An 18,209-nucleotide genomic window follows, 5' to 3' on the forward strand; every position below is an offset into this window, starting at 1 on the left:
CATTCCATTCCTGCACAACTCGCGGCCGGACGAGGGAGATCGTCGACCATGAACCGTAAAACCGTGGTGCTGCCCGTGCTGGCCGGGTTGCTCGCGCCTCTGCTCGCCGCCTGTGGGGACGGGTCGGGAAGCGGCGGGGATGACACCGTCGTCGTGGGCACCACCGACGAGTTCGCCGTCAGCAAGGACAACCCGGCGCCGTTCGACCCGGCCGCTTCGTACGACATCGCCGGGTGGAACATCATGCGCAGCACCTTCCAGACCCTGGTGCGCATACCCCGCTCCGGCACCGAGCCCGAGGCCGACGCGGCCGAGAAGTGCGGTTTCACCGACTCGCACAACGAGCAGTACCGCTGCACGCTCAAGGACGGTCAGCACTTCTCCAACGGCAATCAACTCGACGCCGAGGATGTCGAGTTCTCCATGCGGCGGCAGCTCTCCATCAACTACGTCAACGGCCCCGCATCGCTCTTCTCCAACGTCGACAAGGTGGAGGCGGTCGACGAGAAGCAGGTCGTCTTCCACCTCAAGAAGCCGGACGCGACCTTCCCGCTGAAGCTCACCACCCCGGCGGCCGCGATCGTCGACAGCGAGACGTACCCGAAGGACGGCTTCGTCGACGGCTTCTCCGTGACCGGCTCGGGCCCGTACGTCGTCGACTCCTTCGAGCCCTCGGAAGGCAAGGCCGTCCTCAGCAGGAACCCCGACTACGACGGCGGGCTGAACGTCCGGAACAAGGGCATCGAGCTCCGCTTCTTCAAGAGCGCGAAGAGCATGGAGCAGGCGCTCACCGCCGGCGACATCGACGTCATGAACCGGACCATCTCGCCGAGCCAGGTGGATCGGCTCGGCACGGCGAAGGACGAGGGCGTCCAACTCGTCGAGCAGCCGGGCCAGGAGATCCGCTACCTCGTCTTCGACACCGACGACCGCACCGCGGGCCGCAAGGCCGTACGCCGGGCCGTGGCGCAGGTGGTGGACCGTCAGAAGCTCGTGCGCGACGCCTACTCGCGTACCTCCGAGCCGCTCTACTCACCCGTGCCCAGCGGTCTGCCCGGTCACAACAACGCGTTCTTCAACGAGTACGGCAGGCCCAGCCCCGCCGCCGCCCGCGCCACGCTGGAGAAGGCGGGCATCGACACCCCGGTGAAGTTGCAACTCGCCTACACCACCGACCACTACGGCGAAGCGACGGCCGAGGAGTTCAAGATCCTCAAGAAGCAGCTCAACGACACCGGGCTCTTCGAGGTGACGACCACGGGCACCAAGTGGAAGAATTTCCAGCCGGCCGCGCTGAAGGGCAAGTACCAGGTCTTCGGTTACGGCTGGTTCCCCGACTTTCCCGACGCCGACAACTACCTGGCGCCCTTCATGGAGGAGAACAACCACCTCAACTCGTCGTACATCAACCGGGAGATCCGCGACAAGCTCATCCCCCAGAGCCGCCGCCAGACCGAACGCGCCAACGCGTCGCAGCAGTTCGGCCGCGCTCAGGACCTCGTCGCGGAGGACGTGCCGATCCTCCCGCTCTGGCAGGGCAAGCAGTACGTCGCCGCGCGCGACGACATCACCGGCGTCGAGTGGGCGCTCAACGCCTCGTCGCTCAACCAGTTCTGGGAGCTGGGCCGCGGCGTCTCCGACTGACGGACCCTCCCTCGACGGGCTCTCGTCCCTGGCGCGCCGCGCCGGGGCGGGAGCCCGTTCCTTCGTTCGGGCGTCAGGCGGCGCCCGGGCGCACGAGCCCGCTCTCGTAGGCGTAGACCGCCGCCTGTACGCGGTCGCGGAGGCCGAGCTTGGTGAGCACGTGCCCGACGTGCGTCTTGACGGTCGTCTCGCTGACGAAGAGGTCCGCGGCGATCTCCGCGTTCGACAGGCCGCGTGCGACGAGCTTCAGCACCTCCACCTCGCGCTCGGTGAGCTGGTCGAGGCTGTCGGGGACGGGCTCCTCGCCGGAAGGCAGCTTCTCCGCGTACTTGTCGAGCAGGCGGCGGGTGATGCTCGGCGCCAGCATCGCCTCGCCCGCGGCCACGACCCGGAGCGCCTGGACGAGTTCGTCGGCCGGGGCGTCCTTGAGCAGGAAGCCGCTCGCCCCGGCGCGCAGCGCCTCGACCACGTACTCGTCGAGGTCGAAGGTGGTGAGCACGAGCACCTTCGCCGGCCCGTCCTTCTCGGGGCCCGTGATGCGCCGTGTCGCCTCGACGCCGTCCATCCGCGGCATCCGGATGTCCATCAGCACCACGTCGGGCTGGAGGGCGCGCACCTGATCGAGCGCCTGCTGACCGTCGCCGGCCTCGCCCACCACCGCCACGTCCTGCTCGGCCTCCAGGATCATCCGGAAGCCGGTACGCAGCAGCGGCTGGTCGTCCACGAGCAGTACGCGGATTGCCACGGGATCTCCTCCAAGGGGGCGGCAGGCGGCGGGCGTTCCCATTCTCACCCAACCCGCGGTGCGTACACCGCCGGGCTCCCGGGCAGCGGTCGAACGCTCAGGCCGATTCCTCGGCCTCGCGGGGCAGGGGGAGGCGGGGCTGGATCGTCAACGGGTACTCGGGCGGGATGCCGCCGAACTCGGGGCAGCGGGAGCGGTGGTCGCACCAGTTGCAGAGCTTGCTGGGTCTCGGGCGCCAGTCACCGGTCTCGGTGGCGCGGGTGATCGCGTCCCACAGTGCGTGGAGCTTGCGCTCGACGGCGAGGAGCTCGGACTCCTCGGGATCCCAGGTGAGGACGTCCCCGCTGCCGAGGAAGACGAGTTGCAGGCGCCGGGGGACGACTCCGCGGAGGCGCCAGAGCACGAGCGCGTAGAACTTCATCTGAAAGAGCGGTCCTTCGGCGTACTCCGGACGGGGAGCCTTGCCCGTCTTGTAGTCGACGACGCGGACTTCGCCGGTGGGGGCGACGTCGACCCGGTCGATCACGCCCCGCAGGCGCAGCCCCGAGGAGAGCGTCGTCTGCACGAAGAGCTCGCGTTCGGCGGGCTCCAGGCGGGTCGGGTCCTCCAGTTCGAACCAGCGCTCGACGAGTGCCTCGACCTCCGCGAGCCACTCGGCGAGCTGCGCGGCGTCGAGCGCGGGGCTCTGCGCGTCCTCCGGCTCCGGCGGCCCGGCGGGCGGTTCGGGCGCGAACAACCGGGCGAGCTCGGGCCGTTTGGCGAGCAGCTTCTCCCACTCCGGTCCGACCATCGACCGTGCCCGCTCGATGCTGCGCTCAGCCGCCGGCGCGTCGAAGAGGCGTTCCAGGACCGAATGGACGACGGTGCCGCGGGTGGCCGCGGCGGACGGCTCCTCGGGCAGTTTGTCGATCACCCGGAAGCGGTAGAGCAGCGGGCACTGCATGAAGTCACCGGCGCGAGAAGGGGAAAGGCCGTTCGGCGGGGCCGGACGGCGGGCGTCCGCGGGGGAGGGGGAGGAGGCACCGGTGTTCATGGGCAACGACCCTAAGCCCCGTCACCGACACCGGGCACATACCATCGTCCTCGGACGGCAGCAGCGCTCACCCTGCATGATCACCACACCTCCACCGCGTGCGACCGTGCAGGCGGGCGGGGGACACCAGGCAAGCGGCAGAGGGGAACCCGTGGCGGACACGGACAGCGGCGGGAAACCGCGGGCCGGCGGCCCCGAGGGCACGGACGGCGAGTGCGGCACGCCCCGGCGTACCGCGCCGCCTGCGTCGCCCGGCGGCACGGAGGAGCCGGCGCCCGCCCTCGGCGAAACCGACGCGGGCGAACAGGAGACGGACGCCGAGCGCCCGTCCGCCGGCGAAGAGCCCGAAGGCACCCGAAGCCCCGTCACGGACGCGGACGCCGGCGAGCGGGAGCCCTCGGGCGAACCGTCGCCCGACCGTCCGTCGGCGCCCGAGGACGAACCCGCGGACGCCCCGCAGCCGACCGGAGCGGACGAACACCCCTCGCCCGAACAGCCGCGCCCCGACGCGGAGTCGACACCTCTCGAGCCCACGGAACCGGAGGAGCGCCCCCGCCCGGGCGAAGCCTCCGGCAGCGAGGGCCCCACGGGCGAGTCCGGCCCCACGCCCCCCGGCCTCCCCGCCGCGGGCCGGCCCGGCACCGGCCGTCCGGGCGAGACGAAGGGCGCGGCCGCACGCCCCCGCGGCGGCGGCCTCCTCATGGGGCGGCCCTTCGGCGTCCCCGTGTACGTGGCACCGAGCTGGTTCCTCGTCGCCGCGCTCATCACCTGGGTCTTCGGCGGGCAACTCGACCGCGTCCTGCCCCACTTGGGCATCGAGCGCTACCTCATCGCCCTCTTCTTCGCGGTCGCCTTCTACGCCTCCGTACTCGTCCACGAGCTGGCGCACACCGTCGCCGCGCTCCGCTTCCGGCTGCCGGTGCGCCGTATCCAGCTCCAGTTCTTCGGCGGCGTCTCGGAGATCGAGAAGGAGGCGGAGACGCCGGGCAGGGAGTTCGTCCTCGCCTTCGTCGGGCCGCTGCTCTCCCTCGTCCTCGCCGCCGTCTTCTACGGCGGGATGCAGGGGGTCGAGGCCGGCACCGTGCCCGGTGTGATCCTCGCGGCCCTGATGCTCTCCAACCTGATCGTCGCCGTCTTCAACCTCCTTCCGGGGCTGCCGCTCGACGGCGGGCGGATGCTGCGCGCCGTCGTGTGGAAGCTGAGCGGCCGGCCGATGACCGGCACCGTCGCCGCGGTGTGGACGGGCCGGGTGCTCGCGCTCGCCGTGCTCGTCGGGCTGCCGCTCGCCACCCGGTCCCGCGCCGGCACGGAGGGCATGGGCGGTGTCTCGACGCTCACCGACGCCCTCCTCGCCGCGATCCTCGCCGCGATCATCTGGACGGGTGCGGGCAACAGCCTCCGGATGGCGCGACTCCGCGAGCGGCTCCCGGAGTTGAGCGCCCGCGCGCTGACGCGCCGGGCCGTCCCCGTCTCCGGCGACACCCCGCTCTCCGAGGCGCTCAGGCGTGCCAACGACGCGGGCGCCAGGGCGCTCGTCGTCGTGGGCGGCAGGGGCGAGCCGCTCTCGCTCGTACGGGAGTCCGCGATCGTCGGGGTGCCGGAGCACCGGCGGCCGTGGGTCGCGGTGAGCACTCTGGCGCAGGACCTCAAGGAGGGGATGCGGGTGCCGGTGGAGCTCGCCGGCGACGAGCTGCTGGAGTACCTGCGCACGACGCCGGCCACCGAGTACCTCGTCGTCGAGGAGACGGGCGCGATCTACGGCGTCCTCTCGACCGGCGACGTGGAGCGCGCCTTCGTCAAGGCGATGGCGAAGCATCCTTCCTGACCGGGGCCGGCCCTCCGCGCGGAGCAGCTCCGACGACCCGTTAGTGTGTCCGCATGTCCGAACCGACCGGTGCCGCCCGCCGTCGCGGGCCCTTCCAGGTCGGGGACCAGGTCCAGCTCACCGACCCCAAGGGCCGCCACTACACGATCACCCTCGAAGAGGGGAAGAGCTTCCACACCCACAAGGGAGCCTTCCCGCACGACGAGTTGATCGGTGCGCCCGAGGGCAGCGTCGTCCGCACCACGGGCAACGTCGCCTACCTGGCGTTGCGCCCCCTGCTCCCCGACTACGTCCTGTCCATGCCGCGCGGAGCGGCCGTCGTCTACCCCAAGGACGCGGGGCAGGTGCTGGCGATGGCCGACATCTTCCCCGGCGCCCGCGTCGTCGAGGCAGGCGTCGGTTCCGGTTCGCTCAGCGCGTTCCTGCTGCGCGCCATCGGCGACCAGGGCATGCTCCACTCGTACGAGCGTCGCGAGGACTTCGCCGGGATCGCCCGGCAGAACGTCGAGCGGTACTTCGGCAGCCCGCACCCGGCGTGGACGCTCACCGTCGGCGATCTCCAGGACAACCTCTCGGACACCGAGGTCGACCGCGTCATCCTCGACATGCTCGCCCCCTGGGAGTGCCTCGACGCCGTCTCCAAGGCGCTCGTGCCCGGCGGCATCGTCTGCTGCTACGTCGCCACGACGACCCAGCTCGCGCGCATGGTCGAGTCGATCCGCGAGCACGGCACCTTCAACGAGCCGCAGGCGTGGGAGACGATGCTCCGCAACTGGCACGTCGAGGGCCTCGCCGTCCGTCCCGACCACCGCATGATCGGACACACCGGGTTCCTGCTCACCGCCCGCCGCCTCGCCGACGGCGTCGAGCCGCCGCTGCGCCGCCGCCGCCCGTCCAAGGGCGCGTACGGCGAGGACTACAAGGGCCCCGGCAGCACCTCCCGCTGACCCCGCACGACCGACCGGCCCCGCAGCACCGTTCCGACGAGGAACTCCGCTGCGGGGCCGCTGCGTTGAGGAGACGCGGAGACCGGGGGCCCGCCGTTCCGCCACGGTGTGACGTATGGCACCATGCTGGCACCCGCCAGCCCTCCGCGCCGATGCGCCGGCGCGTTCGAGCACGCCCAGGAGTCGCCCCGCGTGACAGCACTGCCGCACACCCGTTCCCGCACGGCCCACTGGGCCGCCACCGCCCTCGCGCTCGCCGCCCTCCTCGGCGGTACGGCCCTCCTCCAACCGTCCGGCGCCACGGCGAACCCGTCGGGCGAGGCGGCCCGCGGCCCCGCCCCCGAGGCGGCCAGCTACCCGCTCGACTGCGGTGCCGACGAGGCGGAGGTGCTGGCGAGCGGTTCGGCCGACTTCGACGGGGACGGGCGCGCGGAGGCCGTGGCGGTCGCACGGTGCGGCTCGGCGGGCGGGACGCCGCCCAGCGCGGTCTTCGTCCTCGCGCCCGCAGCGGAGGACGAGCGGCCCGAGGTCGTCGCCACACTCGTTCCGGCGAGCGAGGGCATGAGCGTGCAGGGGTTGAAGGTCACCCCGCACGCAATCTCCGCGACGCTCCTCGGCTACTCCTCGTCCGACGTCCCGAGGTGCTGCCCCGACAAGCAGCGCAAGGTGCGTTGGGAGTGGCGCGACGGACGGTTCGTGCTGGTGCCGGGGCCGGTCGCGGGCGCCGCCTGAGGGCGGTCGGGTGCAAGACCCCTGCGGTGTACGGGCGTCGAGCATGCGGACGGCGGCGACGGAGCGGGGCGGCGGTGTCTGCCGCGTCCTCCCTCTCGGGCCGGAGGTCGGAATTCGCACCCCCGTAAGGGTATTGGGGTGTGCAAGCACAAGGCGGGCCGCTTTCGGACCGGAACTCGTGGGTATCCCCCAGACGGGAGGGAGCGCGCAAGGGTGAAGATCGGACACTCCCCTTACGTCTTTGTGATCTAGGGGTTTCAACCCGCACCGGCCCAGGTAGGGTCGAAGCGTCCAGCTCCCCCTGGAGGAGGTGAGGACCGTGGCAGCCCACGACGACGACATCAACCGCGGCATCAAGGCCGGTCGGGGTTCAGAGGACCCGGAAGGCCAGGTTGCCCAGCTAGAGCAGGAAATCGCCGTCCTGCGCCGGAAGCTCGCCGACTCTCCGCGGCACACCCGGGTTCTCGAAGAACGGATCGTCGAGCTCCAGACCAACTTGGCCGGGGTCTCCGCGCAGAACGAACGGCTCTCCAACACACTGCGCGAAGCCCGCGACCAGATCGTGGCGCTCAAGGAGGAGGTCGACCGCCTCGCTCAGCCCCCCGCCGGGTTCGGCGTCTTCCTCAAGCCCAACGAGGACGGCACCGCCGACATCTTCACCGGGGGCCGCAAGCTCAGGGTGAACGTCAGCCCCAACGTCGAACTCGACGAACTCCGCCGCGGCCAGGAGCTCATGCTCAACGAGGCGCTCAACGTGGTCGAGGCCATGGAGTTCGAGACGGCCGGCGACATCGTGACCCTCAAGGAGGTCCTGGAGGACGGCGAGCGGGCACTCGTCGTCGGCCACACCGACGAGGAGCGCGTCGTGCGCCTCGCCGAGCCGTTGCTCAGCAGCACCCTGCGCGCGGGGGACGCGCTGCTGCTCGAACCGCGTTCCGGCTACGTCTTCGAGGTCGTCCCCAAGAGCGAGGTCGAGGAGCTCGTCCTCGAAGAAGTCCCCGATATCGATTACAACAAGATCGGCGGCCTAGGCGGTCAGATCGAGGCGATCCGCGACGCCGTCGAACTCCCCTACCTCTACCCGGACCTCTTCAAGGAGCACGAACTCCGGCCGCCCAAGGGCGTGCTGCTCTACGGCCCGCCCGGCTGCGGAAAGACGCTCATCGCGAAGGCGGTCGCCAACTCGCTTGCCAAGAAGGTCGCCGAGGTCACGGGCAAGCCGCAGGGGAAGAGCTACTTCCTCAATATCAAGGGCCCCGAGCTGCTCAACAAGTACGTCGGCGAGACCGAGCGGCACATCCGCCTCGTCTTCCAGCGGGCGCGCGAGAAGGCCAGCGAGGGGACGCCCGTCATCGTCTTCTTCGACGAGATGGACTCCCTCTTCCGCACCCGCGGCTCCGGAGTCAGCTCGGACGTGGAGAACACCATCGTGCCGCAGCTGCTCTCCGAGATCGACGGCGTGGAGGGCCTGGAGAACGTCATCGTCATCGGCGCCTCGAACCGCGAGGACATGATCGACCCGGCGATCCTGAGGCCCGGGCGCCTCGACGTGAAGATCAAGATCGAGCGCCCGGACGCCGAGGCGGCGAAGGACATCTTCTCCAAGTACCTCACGGCGAACCTGCCGCTGCACGCCGACGACGTCGCGGAGCACGGCGGGAACGTCGAGGCGGCCTGCGCGGCGATGATCCAGTCCGTCGTCGAGCAGATGTACGCGGAGTCCGAGGAGAACCGCTTCCTGGAGGTCACGTACGCCAACGGGGACAAGGAGGTCCTGTACTTCAAGGACTTCAACTCCGGCGCCATGATCGAGAACATCGTCGGCCGGGCGAAGAAGATGGCGATCAAGGCGTACCTCGACCACAACCAGAAGGGCCTGCGCGTCTCCCACCTCCTCGCCGCCTGCGTCGACGAGTTCAAGGAGAACGAGGACCTCCCCAACACCACCAACCCCGACGACTGGGCCCGCATCTCCGGCAAGAAGGGCGAGCGGATCGTCTACATCCGCACCCTCGTCACCGGCAAGCAGGGTGCGGACACCGGTCGCTCGATCGACACGGTCGCCAACACGGGCCAGTACCTCTAGCAGGCACCGCCCCCACCGACGCCGCGGCCCAGGGCCCCGCCCACCAGGCGGGGCCCTGGCGCCTGGTGGCGCGGCGCCGGCTGCCCCGGCGGACGGATGCCGCAGGTGGGCTCCCCGGCGCGCGCCCCGGGGGTAGTCTCGTCGGACTCGCCGCCGTATGCGGCGCCCGGAGCACGCCGCGGGCATGTCGGTGCCGGGCAGTACCTTGGCAATGCGCGTTGACAGAGCCGTGTATCCACGCAAGGAGAATGCGATGACCGTACGGCGGGTAATGGGCATCGAGACCGAGTACGGGATCTCCGTTCCGGGTCACCCCAACGCGAACGCCATGCTCACCTCCTCGCAGGTCGTCAACGCCTACGCGGCCGCGATGCAGCGGGCGCGCCGCGCACGTTGGGATTTCGAGGAGGAGAACCCGCTGCGTGACGCGCGCGGCTTCGACCTCGCGCGCGAGACCGCTGACGCCAGCCAGCTCACCGACGAGGACATCGGCCTCGCCAACGTCATTCTCACCAACGGCGCCCGCCTCTACGTCGACCACGCGCACCCGGAGTACAGCGCCCCCGAGGTCACCAACCCCAGGGACGCCGTGCTCTGGGACAAGGCCGGGGAGCGCGTGATGGCGGAGGCCGCGCTGCGCGCCGCCGAGGTGCCGGGCACGCAGCCCATCCACCTGTACAAGAACAACACCGACAACAAGGGCGCCTCCTACGGCACCCACGAGAACTACCTGATGAAGCGGGAGACCCCGTTCTCCGACATCGTCCGCCACCTGACGCCGTTCTTCGTCTCCCGGCCCGTCGTCTGCGGCGCCGGCCGCGTCGGCATCGGTCAGGACGGCACCGAGCAGGGCTTCCAACTCAGCCAGCGCGCCGACTACTTCGAGGTCGAGGTGGGCCTGGAGACCACCCTGAAGCGTCCGCTGATCAACACCAGGGACGAGCCCCACGCGGACGCGGAGAAGTACCGCAGGCTCCACGTCATCGTCGGCGACGCCAACCTCTCCGAGGTCTCCACCTATCTCAAGCTCGGCACGACCTCCCTCGTCCTCTCGATGATCGAGGACGGCTTCATCGCGGTCGACCTCGCCGTCGACCAGCCCGTGCGCACGCTCCACGAGGTGTCGCACGACGCCGGCCTCGGACACCTCGTCACGCTCCGCAGCGGCCGCCGGCTCACGGCCGTCCAGCTTCAGATGGAGTACTGCGAGCTGGCCCGCAAGTACGTCGAGGAACGCTGGGGCCAGGACGCCGACGAGCAGACGAAGGACGTCCTCAGCCGCTGGGAGTCGGTGCTGACGCGCCTCGAGGACGACCCGATGAGCCTCAGCGGCGAGCTCGACTGGGTCGCCAAGCGCGAACTCCTGGAGGGCTACCGCCGCCGCGACGGCCTCGGCTGGGACGCGGCCCGCCTGCACCTGGTGGACCTCCAGTACGCCGACGTCCGCGCCGACAAGGGTCTCTACAACCGGCTCGCCAACCGCGGGAAGATGCAGCGGCTGCTCGCGGAGGAGGACGTGGACAGGGCAGTGCTGCGCCCGCCCGAGGACACCAGGGCGTACTTCCGCGGGCGTTGCTTGGAGCAGTACGCGGACGACGTCGCGGCGGCGTCGTGGGACTCGGTCATCTTCGACCTCCAGGGCCGCGACTCCCTGCAGCGCGTCCCCACCCTCGAGCCGCTGCGGGGTACGCGGGAACACGTCAAGGATCTGCTCGACCGATGCAGAACGGCGGACGAACTTGTGCGCGTACTGTCCGGAAACTAACCGTTCCCAGGCTGCATCGAGGTCCTCTTCCGACACCGAGAGTTCACGAACCCGCCCTCACCAGGTGCGCGGTCGCCGTTCTCGGGGAATCACCATGAGGCGGGGAATCACTGCGGGGGACCCCGGACGTTGCACCAACCGAGGGGCCGAAGTCAGTCGCGGCTTGTAGGGTCTGATCTTGTACGTCTCGCGTACAACCGAACCGAGCGGGGTGAGGGAAATGGCGACCAAGGACACCGGCGGCGGACAGCAGAAGTCCACCCGGCAGACCGAGGAGACCGAGGAGGAAACCCAGGACGCGCAGGCGTCCGAGGACCTCAAGGAGCGCCAGGAGGCACTCTCCGACGACGTCGACTCGGTCCTCGACGAGATCGACGACGTCCTGGAGGAGAACGCCGAGGACTTCGTCAGGTCGTTCGTGCAGAAGGGCGGCGAGTAGGACCCGTGCCCGACGGTGCCGAGCGGCCGAACCGGCCCCGGTGCGGGCGGACTTCGCTCGACGGCGCACCGGTCCGCCGGTGCGCCGTCCGCCCACCGGACGCAGTCTCGCCTGCGGTGCCGGGACGCGGCACGGACCGTGCGGTCGGCTACTGTCTGCGTCCGCCTCGCGGTTCGCCGGAGCACGTGGTTCGCGATCACGGGGCGGGTAGAGTCCCGGCGTGCACCGCGCCCCAACCGGGAGTACGCGCGGGGCACATGGAGACCGGGGAGCGGCGAACCGGGCCGTCGTACACCAGGAAGGAAACGTGTGGCAGCCGAAACTCGTAGCGCCGGGCGCGCGCCGGCGGCCTTCCTGACGCCGGGCCCGTCTTCGCCCTCTGCGCAGGTGAACGGGGGTTTTCCGGGCGACCGCCCGTTGCCCTCCGAGGGCGCCGAGGAGGCCCCGTACGGCACCACCGTCGTCGCTGCGACGTTCCCCGGCGGCGTCGTGCTCGCCGGCGACCGCCCGGCCACGACGGGCAGCGTCCTCGCACAACAGAACCTGGAGAACGTCTTCCCGGCCGACGAGCACTCCGGCCTCGGCATCCCGGGCGCGACGGGTCCCGCAGCGGAAGTGGTGCGGCTCTTCCGGTCGGAGCTGGAGCACTCCGAGAAGGCGGAGGGCTCCCGGCTCTCCCTGGAAGGCAAGGCGAACCGCCTCGCCGCGCTGGTCCGCGGGCACCTCGCCGGTGCGTTCCACGGCCTCGCGGTCGTCCCGCTCTTCGCCGGCTGGGACAAGGAGCGCCGCAAGGCCCGCCTCTTCACGTACGACGTGACGGGTGGGCGCTCCGAGGCCCGTTTCGCGGCGGTCGGCCCCGGCGCCGTCCACGCCCGCGGCTCGTTGAAGAAGCTGCACGGCGAGGACCTCAGCGAGGAGCAGGCGGCGACCGCTGCGGTGCAGGCTCTCCGCGACGCCGCGGACGGCTCCGACTCCAGCCGACGGATCCCCCCGGTGGTTGCGGCGATCACCGAGGACGGCTACCGCGGGCTGGAGCAGTCCGAGGTCTCCCGCCTCGTGCGACGCGTGCACGAGGACCGTCTCCAGCTTCCCGACGGGCCGCAGGCCCCGATCTCCCAGGCCCACTTCGACAGACGGACAGGAAGGGACGGATAGCCGGTGTCGACGCCGTTCTATGTCTCACCCCAGCAGGCCATGGCGGACCGCGCCGAGTACGCCCGCAAGGGCATCGCGCGCGGTCGCAGCGTGGTCGTGTTGCAGTACGCCGACGGCATCGTGTTCGTCGCCGAGAACCCCTCGCGGGCGCTGCACAAGGTCAGCGAGATCTACGACCGGATCGCCTTCGCGGCGGTCGGCAAGTACAACGAGTTCGAGAACCTCAGAATCGGCGGTGTCCGCTACGCGGACCTGCGCGGCTACACCTACGACCGCACCGACGTGACGGCGAGGGGCCTCGCCAATGTCTACGCGCAGACGCTGGGCACCATCTTCTCGGCCAACGCGGAGAAGCCGTACGAGGTCGAGCTGATCGTCGCCGAGGTCGGTGCCGACTCCTCCGAGGACCAGATCTACCGCCTCCCGCACGACGGCTCGATCGTCGACGAGCACGGTTCCGTCGCCGTCGGCGGCAACTCCGACCAGATCGGGAGCCACCTCGATCAGAACTACCGCGAGGACATGTCCCTCGGCGAGGCGCTGAAGCTCGCGGTCGCGGGGCTCGTCAGGGACGGCAGCGGCGGCGAACGCGAGCTGACGGCCGACCAGTTGGAGGTCGCCCTCCTCGACCGCTCCCGCCCGCAGCAGCGCAAGTTCAAGCGGGTCGCGGCGGGGCAGGTCGCCAGGCTCCTCGGAGGCGCGAACGGCTCCTCCCCGGACGACGAGGCCGACAGCGCGGAGGGCTCCGAGGAGTGATCCTCCGCCCGCCCTGCTGAGGGCGCACGGGGCGGGGCGGGCCGAACGGGCCCGCCCCGCCCCGCGTTCGTGCCCGCCGTCCGCTCGGAGCGGTTCAGTCGGGTGCAGGCCCCGTGGACCCGCGGACGGCGAGTGACACCGGCAGCACGCCGGGCCGGGGCGCGCGCCCGTCGACGACGTCGAGGAGCGCGCGCATCCCCGCGGCGCCGAACTCCTCGGCCGGCAGGTCCACCGTCGTCAACTCCGGCTCCAGCGCGGTCGCGAGCGTGACGCCGTCGACGCCGGTGAGCGAGACGTCCTGCGGTACGCGCAGACCCAGGCGGCCGGCGGCCTTGGAGGCGCCGGCGGCGAGGAAGCCGTCGTCGCAGACGAGCGCGGTCGGGCGCGGGTCGGACGTGAGGAGTTCGGTGGCCGCGCGGAGGCCGCCGGGGACGTTCAACGGTGCCGACGCCGTGGGCGGTTGGGCGGCGCCGCCGTCCGCGAGGGTGCGCCCGAGCGCGCGCGCCCGTACCCGGAACGTCCACGAGTCGATCGCCGCTGCGACGTGTCCGATCCTGCGGTGCCCGAGGGCGAGGAGGTGCTCGGCGGCCTGGCGCATCCCGTCGGCGATGTCGAGGTTGACGGTGGCCGCGGTGCCGGTGAGCGCGGGATCGTCGTCGAGCATCACGACGGGTGTGCCGCTGCGCAGCGCCGGCAGGGTGCCGGGTGTGAGCGAGGACGCGATCACGCCGTCGAGCGCGGCGCCGGCGGAGCCGAGCGGGTCCTGGACGCGGCCGCCGGTGTCCGGCTCGGTCGCGCCGGGCGCGGGCGGTGTCGAGTGCGTCGGGTACAGGAGCAGGCCGAAGTCGTGCCGGGCCGCCTCGCGCGCGGCGCCGAAGTGGACGCGGGCGAAGAAGTCGCTGTTGAGCGCGGGTACGACGAGCATCCCCGTCCTGGTGCGGCCCGCGCGCAGGGTGCGCGCGGCGAGGTTGGGCCGGTAGCCGAGCCGCGCCGCGCTCCGGCGCACTGCCTCCGAGGTGCTCGCGGAGATCCGGCCCTCGCCCTTGCCGGAGAGGACGAGCGAGACGGTCGCCTGCGAGACCCCGGCGTCCTGCGCCACGTCTTTGCTGGTGGGGCGGGCCCGTCCGAGCGCGGCGTCCGGTTGACCTTGCGGCACGCGGCCTCCTTTCGACACAACACCACCGGGTGGACCGGGAGTTGGAGTCGATGATACGTATGACGGGTTCTGTTCATACGTATCACGTCGGGTCGGGACCCGGTGGGAAGGAGTGCGCGATGGCGGGCTACTGGGAGCTGCTCCGGGTGCGGTACGCCGCGCGACTCCTCGCCGGCACCCTCGTGGGGCGGCTCCCCAACGCCACCGCGGCGCTCGCCATCGTCCTCTTCGCCCGCTCCGAGGGCGGCAGTTACAGCCTCGCCGGCGCCCTCGCCGCCGTCTACGGCGTCGCGACGGCCGTCGGACAACCGGCGCTCGGACGGCTCGTCGACCTCTACGGGCAGCCGGTCGTGATGCTCCCCGCAGCCGTCGTGTCGGCCGGCGGCATGTGCCTCCTCGCGGTCGGGGGAGTGGAGCCGGTCGTGCTCGCCCACCTCGCCGTGCTGATCGCAGGCGTCTGCACCCCGCCGCTGGAGGGCGGGCTGCGCGCGCTCTGGCCCGACGTCCTCGGACGCGGCGAACGGGTGCACGCCGCCTACGCGTTGGACGCGGCGGCACAGGAAGTCATGTTCACGGTCGGTCCGTTGCTCGTCACCCTTCTCGTCGGATTCTGGAGCGCCGGTGCCGCGCTGCTCGTGATCAACGTGATCGGGGTGCTCGGCGCCCTGTCGGTGGTGCTCTCGCGTCCCTCACGCGCCTGGCGCTCGGCGCCGCGCACGGCGCACTGGCTCGGCGCCCTGCGCTCCCGGGGCCTGCTCGCGCTGCTCGGTGCGTTCTTCTTCGTCGGCCTGGCGCTCGGCTCGATCGCGGTGGACGCGGTGGCCTACGCCGACGAGGCGGGGAGCGAGCGCGTCTCCAGCTACCTGCTCGCCGCCAACGGCGCCGGTGCGCTCCTAGGCGGCCTCGTCTACGGGGCGCGGCAGTGGTCGGGCGCCCCCGAGGTACGGCTGCGGCGGCTCTCGGTGGCGCTCGCCGCCGGGTACCTGCCGCTCGCGCTCACGCCGGGCGGCGTCGGTGCCATGACGCTCCTCGCGGGGGTCGCGGGCCTCTTTCTCGCACCGGCGCTCGCCTGCTCGTTCGTCGTGGTGGACCGGCACGCGCCGGTGGGGACCGTCACGGAGGCGTTCTCCTGGCTCGTGACGACGTTCGGGGTGGGGGCGGCGGTCGGCACCGCTGCCGCGGGGCCGGCCGTCGAACTCGGCGGTGCCGCACTGGGGTTCGCCGTGGCGGGGGCCGCAGGGGTGGCCGCCTTCCTCGTCCTCGCGGCGACGCGGCGCGTCCTCGCCCCCGTCGAAGCCGTGTCGGGCTCCGCCGGTGCTTCCCGCTCCGCCTGCTGAAAATGATCGCAACGGTGCCCCGAACCCGGTTTCAGATCAGGGCTTCGGGCGTAATGTTCAGTCATGGACCGCCGAATCTTCGGGCTGGAGAACGAGTACGGCGTCACGTGTACGTTCCGGGGACAGCGGCGGCTGTCCCCCGACGAAGTGGCGCGGTACCTCTTCCGCCGTGTCGTGTCATGGGGCCGCAGCAGCAACGTCTTCCTGCGGAACGGCGCCCGCCTCTACCTGGACGTGGGCTCACACCCGGAGTACGCGACTCCCGAGTGCGACAGCGTGACCGAGTTGGTCACCCACGACAAGTCCGGCGAGCGCATCCTCGAGGGGCTGCTGGTCGACGCCGAGCGCCGGCTCCACGAGGAGGGGATCGCCGGCGACGTCTACCTCTTCAAGAACAACACCGACTCGGCAGGCAACTCCTACGGTTGCCACGAGAACTACCTCGTCGCCAGGCACGGGGAGTTCTCCCGGCTCGCCGACGTCCTCATCCCCTTCCTCGTCACCCGCCAACTCATGTGCGGCGCGGGCAAGGTGCTCCAGACGCCGCGCGGCGCCGTCTACTGCGTCAGCCAGCGTGCCGAGCACATCTGGGAGGGCGTCAGCTCGGCCACGACGCGCTCCCGCCCGATCATCAACACCAGGGACGAGCCGCACGCGGACGCCGAGCGCTACCGCAGGCTCCACGTGATCGTCGGCGACTCCAACATGTCCGAGACGACGATGCTGCTCAAGGTCGGCGCGACCGATCTGGTGCTCCGCATGATCGAGGCGGGCACCGTGATGCGCGACCTCACTCTGGAGAACCCGATCCGCGCGATCCGCGAGGTCAGCCACGACACCACGGGGCAGCGCAAGGTGCGCCTCGCCAGCGGACGCGAAGCCTCCGCGCTGGAGGTGCAGGAGGAGTACTACGAGAAGGCCGTCGACTTCTGCGAGCGCCGCGGCATCCGCAGCGGCCTGGTCGAACAGGTGCTGGAGCTGTGGGGCCGCACGCTGGAGGCGATCCGCACCCAGGAGCTCGACCGCATCAACACCGAGATCGACTGGGTGATGAAGTACCAGCTCATCGAGCGCTACCGCGAACGCAACAACATCACGATGTCGCATCCGCGGATCGCGCAGATAGATCTCGCCTACCACGACATCCATCGCCGACGCGGCCTGTACTACCTGCTGGAGCGGAGCGGAAGGGCGAAGCGCATCTGCAACGATGTCAAGATCTTCGAGGGCAAGTCCGTGCCCCCGCAGACGACGCGGGCGCGGTTGCGCGGCGACTTCATCCGGCGTGCCCAGGAGCAGCGGCGCGACTTCACCGTCGACTGGGTCCACCTCAAGCTCAACGACCAGGCACAGCGCACCGTCCTGTGCAAGGACCCGTTCCGCTCCGTCGACGAGCGGGTGGAGAAGCTGATCGCCGGCATGTGAGGGCGGCGGCCGCGGAGGCACGCCCCGGGGAGCGCGGAGACCGTGCCCCCGGGGCGTGCCCGTGTGCGGGTGCGCCGAACGTGTCGCCGGTGGTCCGCGAGGGGCGCGTGGAGTCGTAGGCTGGCGTGACTGCCCGACCCACACCCCTACACACCGCGAGTTGGACTCATGCTGCAACGTTCCGGGGGCAAGTCCCCCCGCGCATCCCGTCCGGCACGGCAGACCGTGCGCCGCTCCGCCACCGCTCTGCTGGCGCTCCCGCTGCTGCTCGCCGCGGCCGCCTGCGGCACCGAGGACGGTTCCGGCGACGACAAGAACTCCCGCCCCGTCGTCACCGGTGCCCTGGAGCAGAAGCCGAAGATCAAGAAGGCGGAGGGCGATCCGCCGAAGAAGCTGGAGTCGAAGGTCCTCAAGCAGGGCAAGGGCGAGAAGGTGCAGAAGGGCGATGCGCTCAACGCCCACTACGTCGGACAGCTCTGGAACGGCAAGGAGTTCGACAGCAGCTGGAAGCGCGGTGACCCGACCACCTTCGAGATCGGCACCGGCAAGGTGATCAAGGGTTGGGACGAGGCGCTCGTCGGCCAGAAGATCGGCAGCCGCGTCCAGATCATCGCTCCGCCGGCGAAGGCGTACGGCAAGCAGGGGCAGCCGCCGACGATCCCGGCCAACTCGACGCTCGTCTTCGTCGTCGACCTGAAGAAGATCATGCCGAGCCAGATCGACGGCAAGCCCTCCGAGGAGGAGCCCAACTCCGAACTGCCTGTGGTGAGCAGCAAGGTGGAGAAGGGGAAGGCCCCGAAGATCGAGATGCCGAAGGGCAAGGAGGAGGGTCCCGACGAGCTCGTGAAGCAGACCGTCGTCGAGGGCGACGGCGAGAAGGTCGGCAAGAAGAAGACGGTCCTCGCGCACTTCACGGCGAAGCTCTGGAAGGACTCCAAGCAGCTCGACAACACCTGGGAGCAGGGCGGTCCGCAGGAGATCGCGCTCGACCAGATCCCCGGCTGGAAGGAGGGGCTCAAGGGCGCCAAGGCGGGCAGCCGCGTCGTCTTCTCCGTCCCCGGCAGCGAGTTCCCCAAGCAGCAGCAGAAGCAGTTCAAGTCCGGCGTGGTCTTCTCCGTCGACATCCTCGACATCAACTGACCTGCGGGGCGGGCGCGGAGCGAG

At 70.9% G+C, this 18,209-nt stretch carries 15 protein-coding genes; 12 read left to right on the top strand and 3 right to left on the bottom strand.

What is annotated here, in order from left to right:
* The first annotated feature begins 48 nt into the window (after window positions 1–48).
* Window positions 49–1,644, top strand: a complete 1,596-nt coding sequence (locus UWG_RS0101050) for an ABC transporter substrate-binding protein (RefSeq protein WP_029391062.1) — start codon at window positions 49–51, stop codon at window positions 1,642–1,644.
* Window positions 1,645–1,717: 73 nt separating this feature from the next.
* Here UWG_RS0101050 and UWG_RS0101055 read toward each other — a convergent pair whose 3' ends face one another.
* Together UWG_RS0101055 and UWG_RS0101060 are read right to left on the bottom strand one after the other, a co-directional pair.
* A complete protein-coding gene (locus tag UWG_RS0101055) occupies window positions 1,718–2,389 on the bottom strand; it encodes a response regulator (protein WP_016905351.1) in 672 nt (223 codons plus the stop codon).
* Between the two features lie 97 nt (window positions 2,390–2,486).
* Window positions 2,487–3,422, bottom strand: coding sequence for a RecB family exonuclease (locus UWG_RS0101060; protein WP_078495565.1), 936 nt, complete (start codon window positions 3,420–3,422; stop codon window positions 2,487–2,489).
* Between the two features lie 151 nt (window positions 3,423–3,573).
* Here UWG_RS0101060 and UWG_RS0101065 point away from each other — a divergent pair, with 151 nt between their 5' ends.
* From UWG_RS0101065 to prcA, 8 genes are all read left to right on the top strand, one after another.
* Window positions 3,574–5,247: a site-2 protease family protein gene (locus tag UWG_RS0101065; protein WP_016905353.1), complete on the top strand. Its 1,674-nt coding sequence runs from the start codon at window positions 3,574–3,576 to the stop codon at window positions 5,245–5,247.
* Between the two features lie 53 nt (window positions 5,248–5,300).
* Entirely contained in the window at window positions 5,301–6,194 is an 894-nt protein-coding gene (locus tag UWG_RS0101070) for a tRNA (adenine-N1)-methyltransferase (RefSeq protein WP_016905354.1), read from the top strand.
* Between the two features lie 192 nt (window positions 6,195–6,386).
* Window positions 6,387–6,926 carry a hypothetical protein gene (locus UWG_RS0101075; RefSeq protein ID WP_016905355.1) on the top strand — a complete coding sequence of 180 codons (540 nt, stop codon included), beginning with the start codon at window positions 6,387–6,389 and terminating at the stop codon, window positions 6,924–6,926.
* A gap of 319 nt (window positions 6,927–7,245) precedes the next feature.
* Complete coding sequence (gene arc / locus UWG_RS0101080; RefSeq protein WP_016905356.1) at window positions 7,246–9,012, top strand: proteasome ATPase; 1,767 nt, start codon at window positions 7,246–7,248, stop codon at window positions 9,010–9,012.
* 253 nt (window positions 9,013–9,265) lie between these two features.
* A complete protein-coding gene (gene dop, locus UWG_RS0101085; RefSeq protein ID WP_078495566.1) occupies window positions 9,266–10,777 on the top strand; it encodes a depupylase/deamidase Dop in 1,512 nt (503 codons plus the stop codon).
* A 220-nt stretch (window positions 10,778–10,997) separates the two neighbouring features.
* Window positions 10,998–11,216 (top strand): ubiquitin-like protein Pup, encoded by a 219-nt coding sequence (locus tag UWG_RS0101090; protein ID WP_016905358.1) that lies wholly within the window; start codon window positions 10,998–11,000, stop codon window positions 11,214–11,216.
* Window positions 11,217–11,525: 309 nt separating this feature from the next.
* Window positions 11,526–12,371: a proteasome subunit beta gene (gene prcB / locus UWG_RS29270; protein WP_050988487.1), complete on the top strand. Its 846-nt coding sequence runs from the start codon at window positions 11,526–11,528 to the stop codon at window positions 12,369–12,371.
* Window positions 12,372–12,374: 3 nt separating this feature from the next.
* A complete protein-coding gene (prcA, locus tag UWG_RS0101100) occupies window positions 12,375–13,127 on the top strand; it encodes a proteasome subunit alpha (protein ID WP_016905360.1) in 753 nt (250 codons plus the stop codon).
* A gap of 94 nt (window positions 13,128–13,221) precedes the next feature.
* Here prcA and UWG_RS0101105 read toward each other — a convergent pair whose 3' ends face one another.
* Window positions 13,222–14,283 (bottom strand): LacI family DNA-binding transcriptional regulator, encoded by a 1,062-nt coding sequence (locus UWG_RS0101105; RefSeq protein WP_016905361.1) that lies wholly within the window; start codon window positions 14,281–14,283, stop codon window positions 13,222–13,224.
* A gap of 119 nt (window positions 14,284–14,402) precedes the next feature.
* On the opposite strand from UWG_RS0101105, the gene UWG_RS0101110 reads away from it, so the two are divergent.
* From UWG_RS0101110 to UWG_RS0101120, 3 genes are all read left to right on the top strand, one after another.
* Entirely contained in the window at window positions 14,403–15,620 is a 1,218-nt protein-coding gene (locus UWG_RS0101110; protein ID WP_016905362.1) for an MFS transporter, read from the top strand.
* 63 nt (window positions 15,621–15,683) lie between these two features.
* Window positions 15,684–17,045, top strand: a complete 1,362-nt coding sequence (gene pafA, locus UWG_RS0101115; protein WP_016905363.1) for a Pup--protein ligase — start codon at window positions 15,684–15,686, stop codon at window positions 17,043–17,045.
* A 168-nt stretch (window positions 17,046–17,213) separates the two neighbouring features.
* The gene (locus tag UWG_RS0101120; RefSeq protein WP_016905364.1) at window positions 17,214–18,185 is read left to right on the top strand and encodes an FKBP-type peptidyl-prolyl cis-trans isomerase; all 972 of its coding nucleotides are present in this window, start codon (window positions 17,214–17,216) and stop codon (window positions 18,183–18,185) included.
* Window positions 18,186–18,209 lie beyond the last annotated feature (24 nt).

Origin of the sequence: Streptomyces xiaopingdaonensis (assembly GCF_000262345.1) — a bacterium.
Classification (GTDB): Bacteria; Actinomycetota; Actinomycetes; order Streptomycetales; family Streptomycetaceae; genus Streptomyces; species Streptomyces xiaopingdaonensis.

Excerpts from the sequence above, each read along its gene's own strand:
- UWG_RS0101050 (WP_029391062.1), top strand. The coding sequence starts at position 49 with ATGAACCGTAAAACCGTGGTGCTGCCCGTGCTGGCCGGGTTGCTCGCG.
- UWG_RS0101060 (WP_078495565.1), bottom strand. The coding sequence starts at position 3,422 with ATGAACACCGGTGCCTCCTCCCCCTCCCCCGCGGACGCCCGCCGTCCG.
- UWG_RS0101070 (WP_016905354.1), top strand. The coding sequence starts at position 5,301 with ATGTCCGAACCGACCGGTGCCGCCCGCCGTCGCGGGCCCTTCCAGGTC.
- dop (WP_078495566.1), top strand. The coding sequence starts at position 9,266 with ATGACCGTACGGCGGGTAATGGGCATCGAGACCGAGTACGGGATCTCC.
- UWG_RS0101090 (WP_016905358.1), top strand. The coding sequence starts at position 10,998 with ATGGCGACCAAGGACACCGGCGGCGGACAGCAGAAGTCCACCCGGCAG.
- UWG_RS0101110 (WP_016905362.1), top strand. The coding sequence starts at position 14,403 with ATGGCGGGCTACTGGGAGCTGCTCCGGGTGCGGTACGCCGCGCGACTC.
- pafA (WP_016905363.1), top strand. The coding sequence starts at position 15,684 with ATGGACCGCCGAATCTTCGGGCTGGAGAACGAGTACGGCGTCACGTGT.
- UWG_RS0101120 (WP_016905364.1), top strand. The coding sequence starts at position 17,214 with ATGCTGCAACGTTCCGGGGGCAAGTCCCCCCGCGCATCCCGTCCGGCA.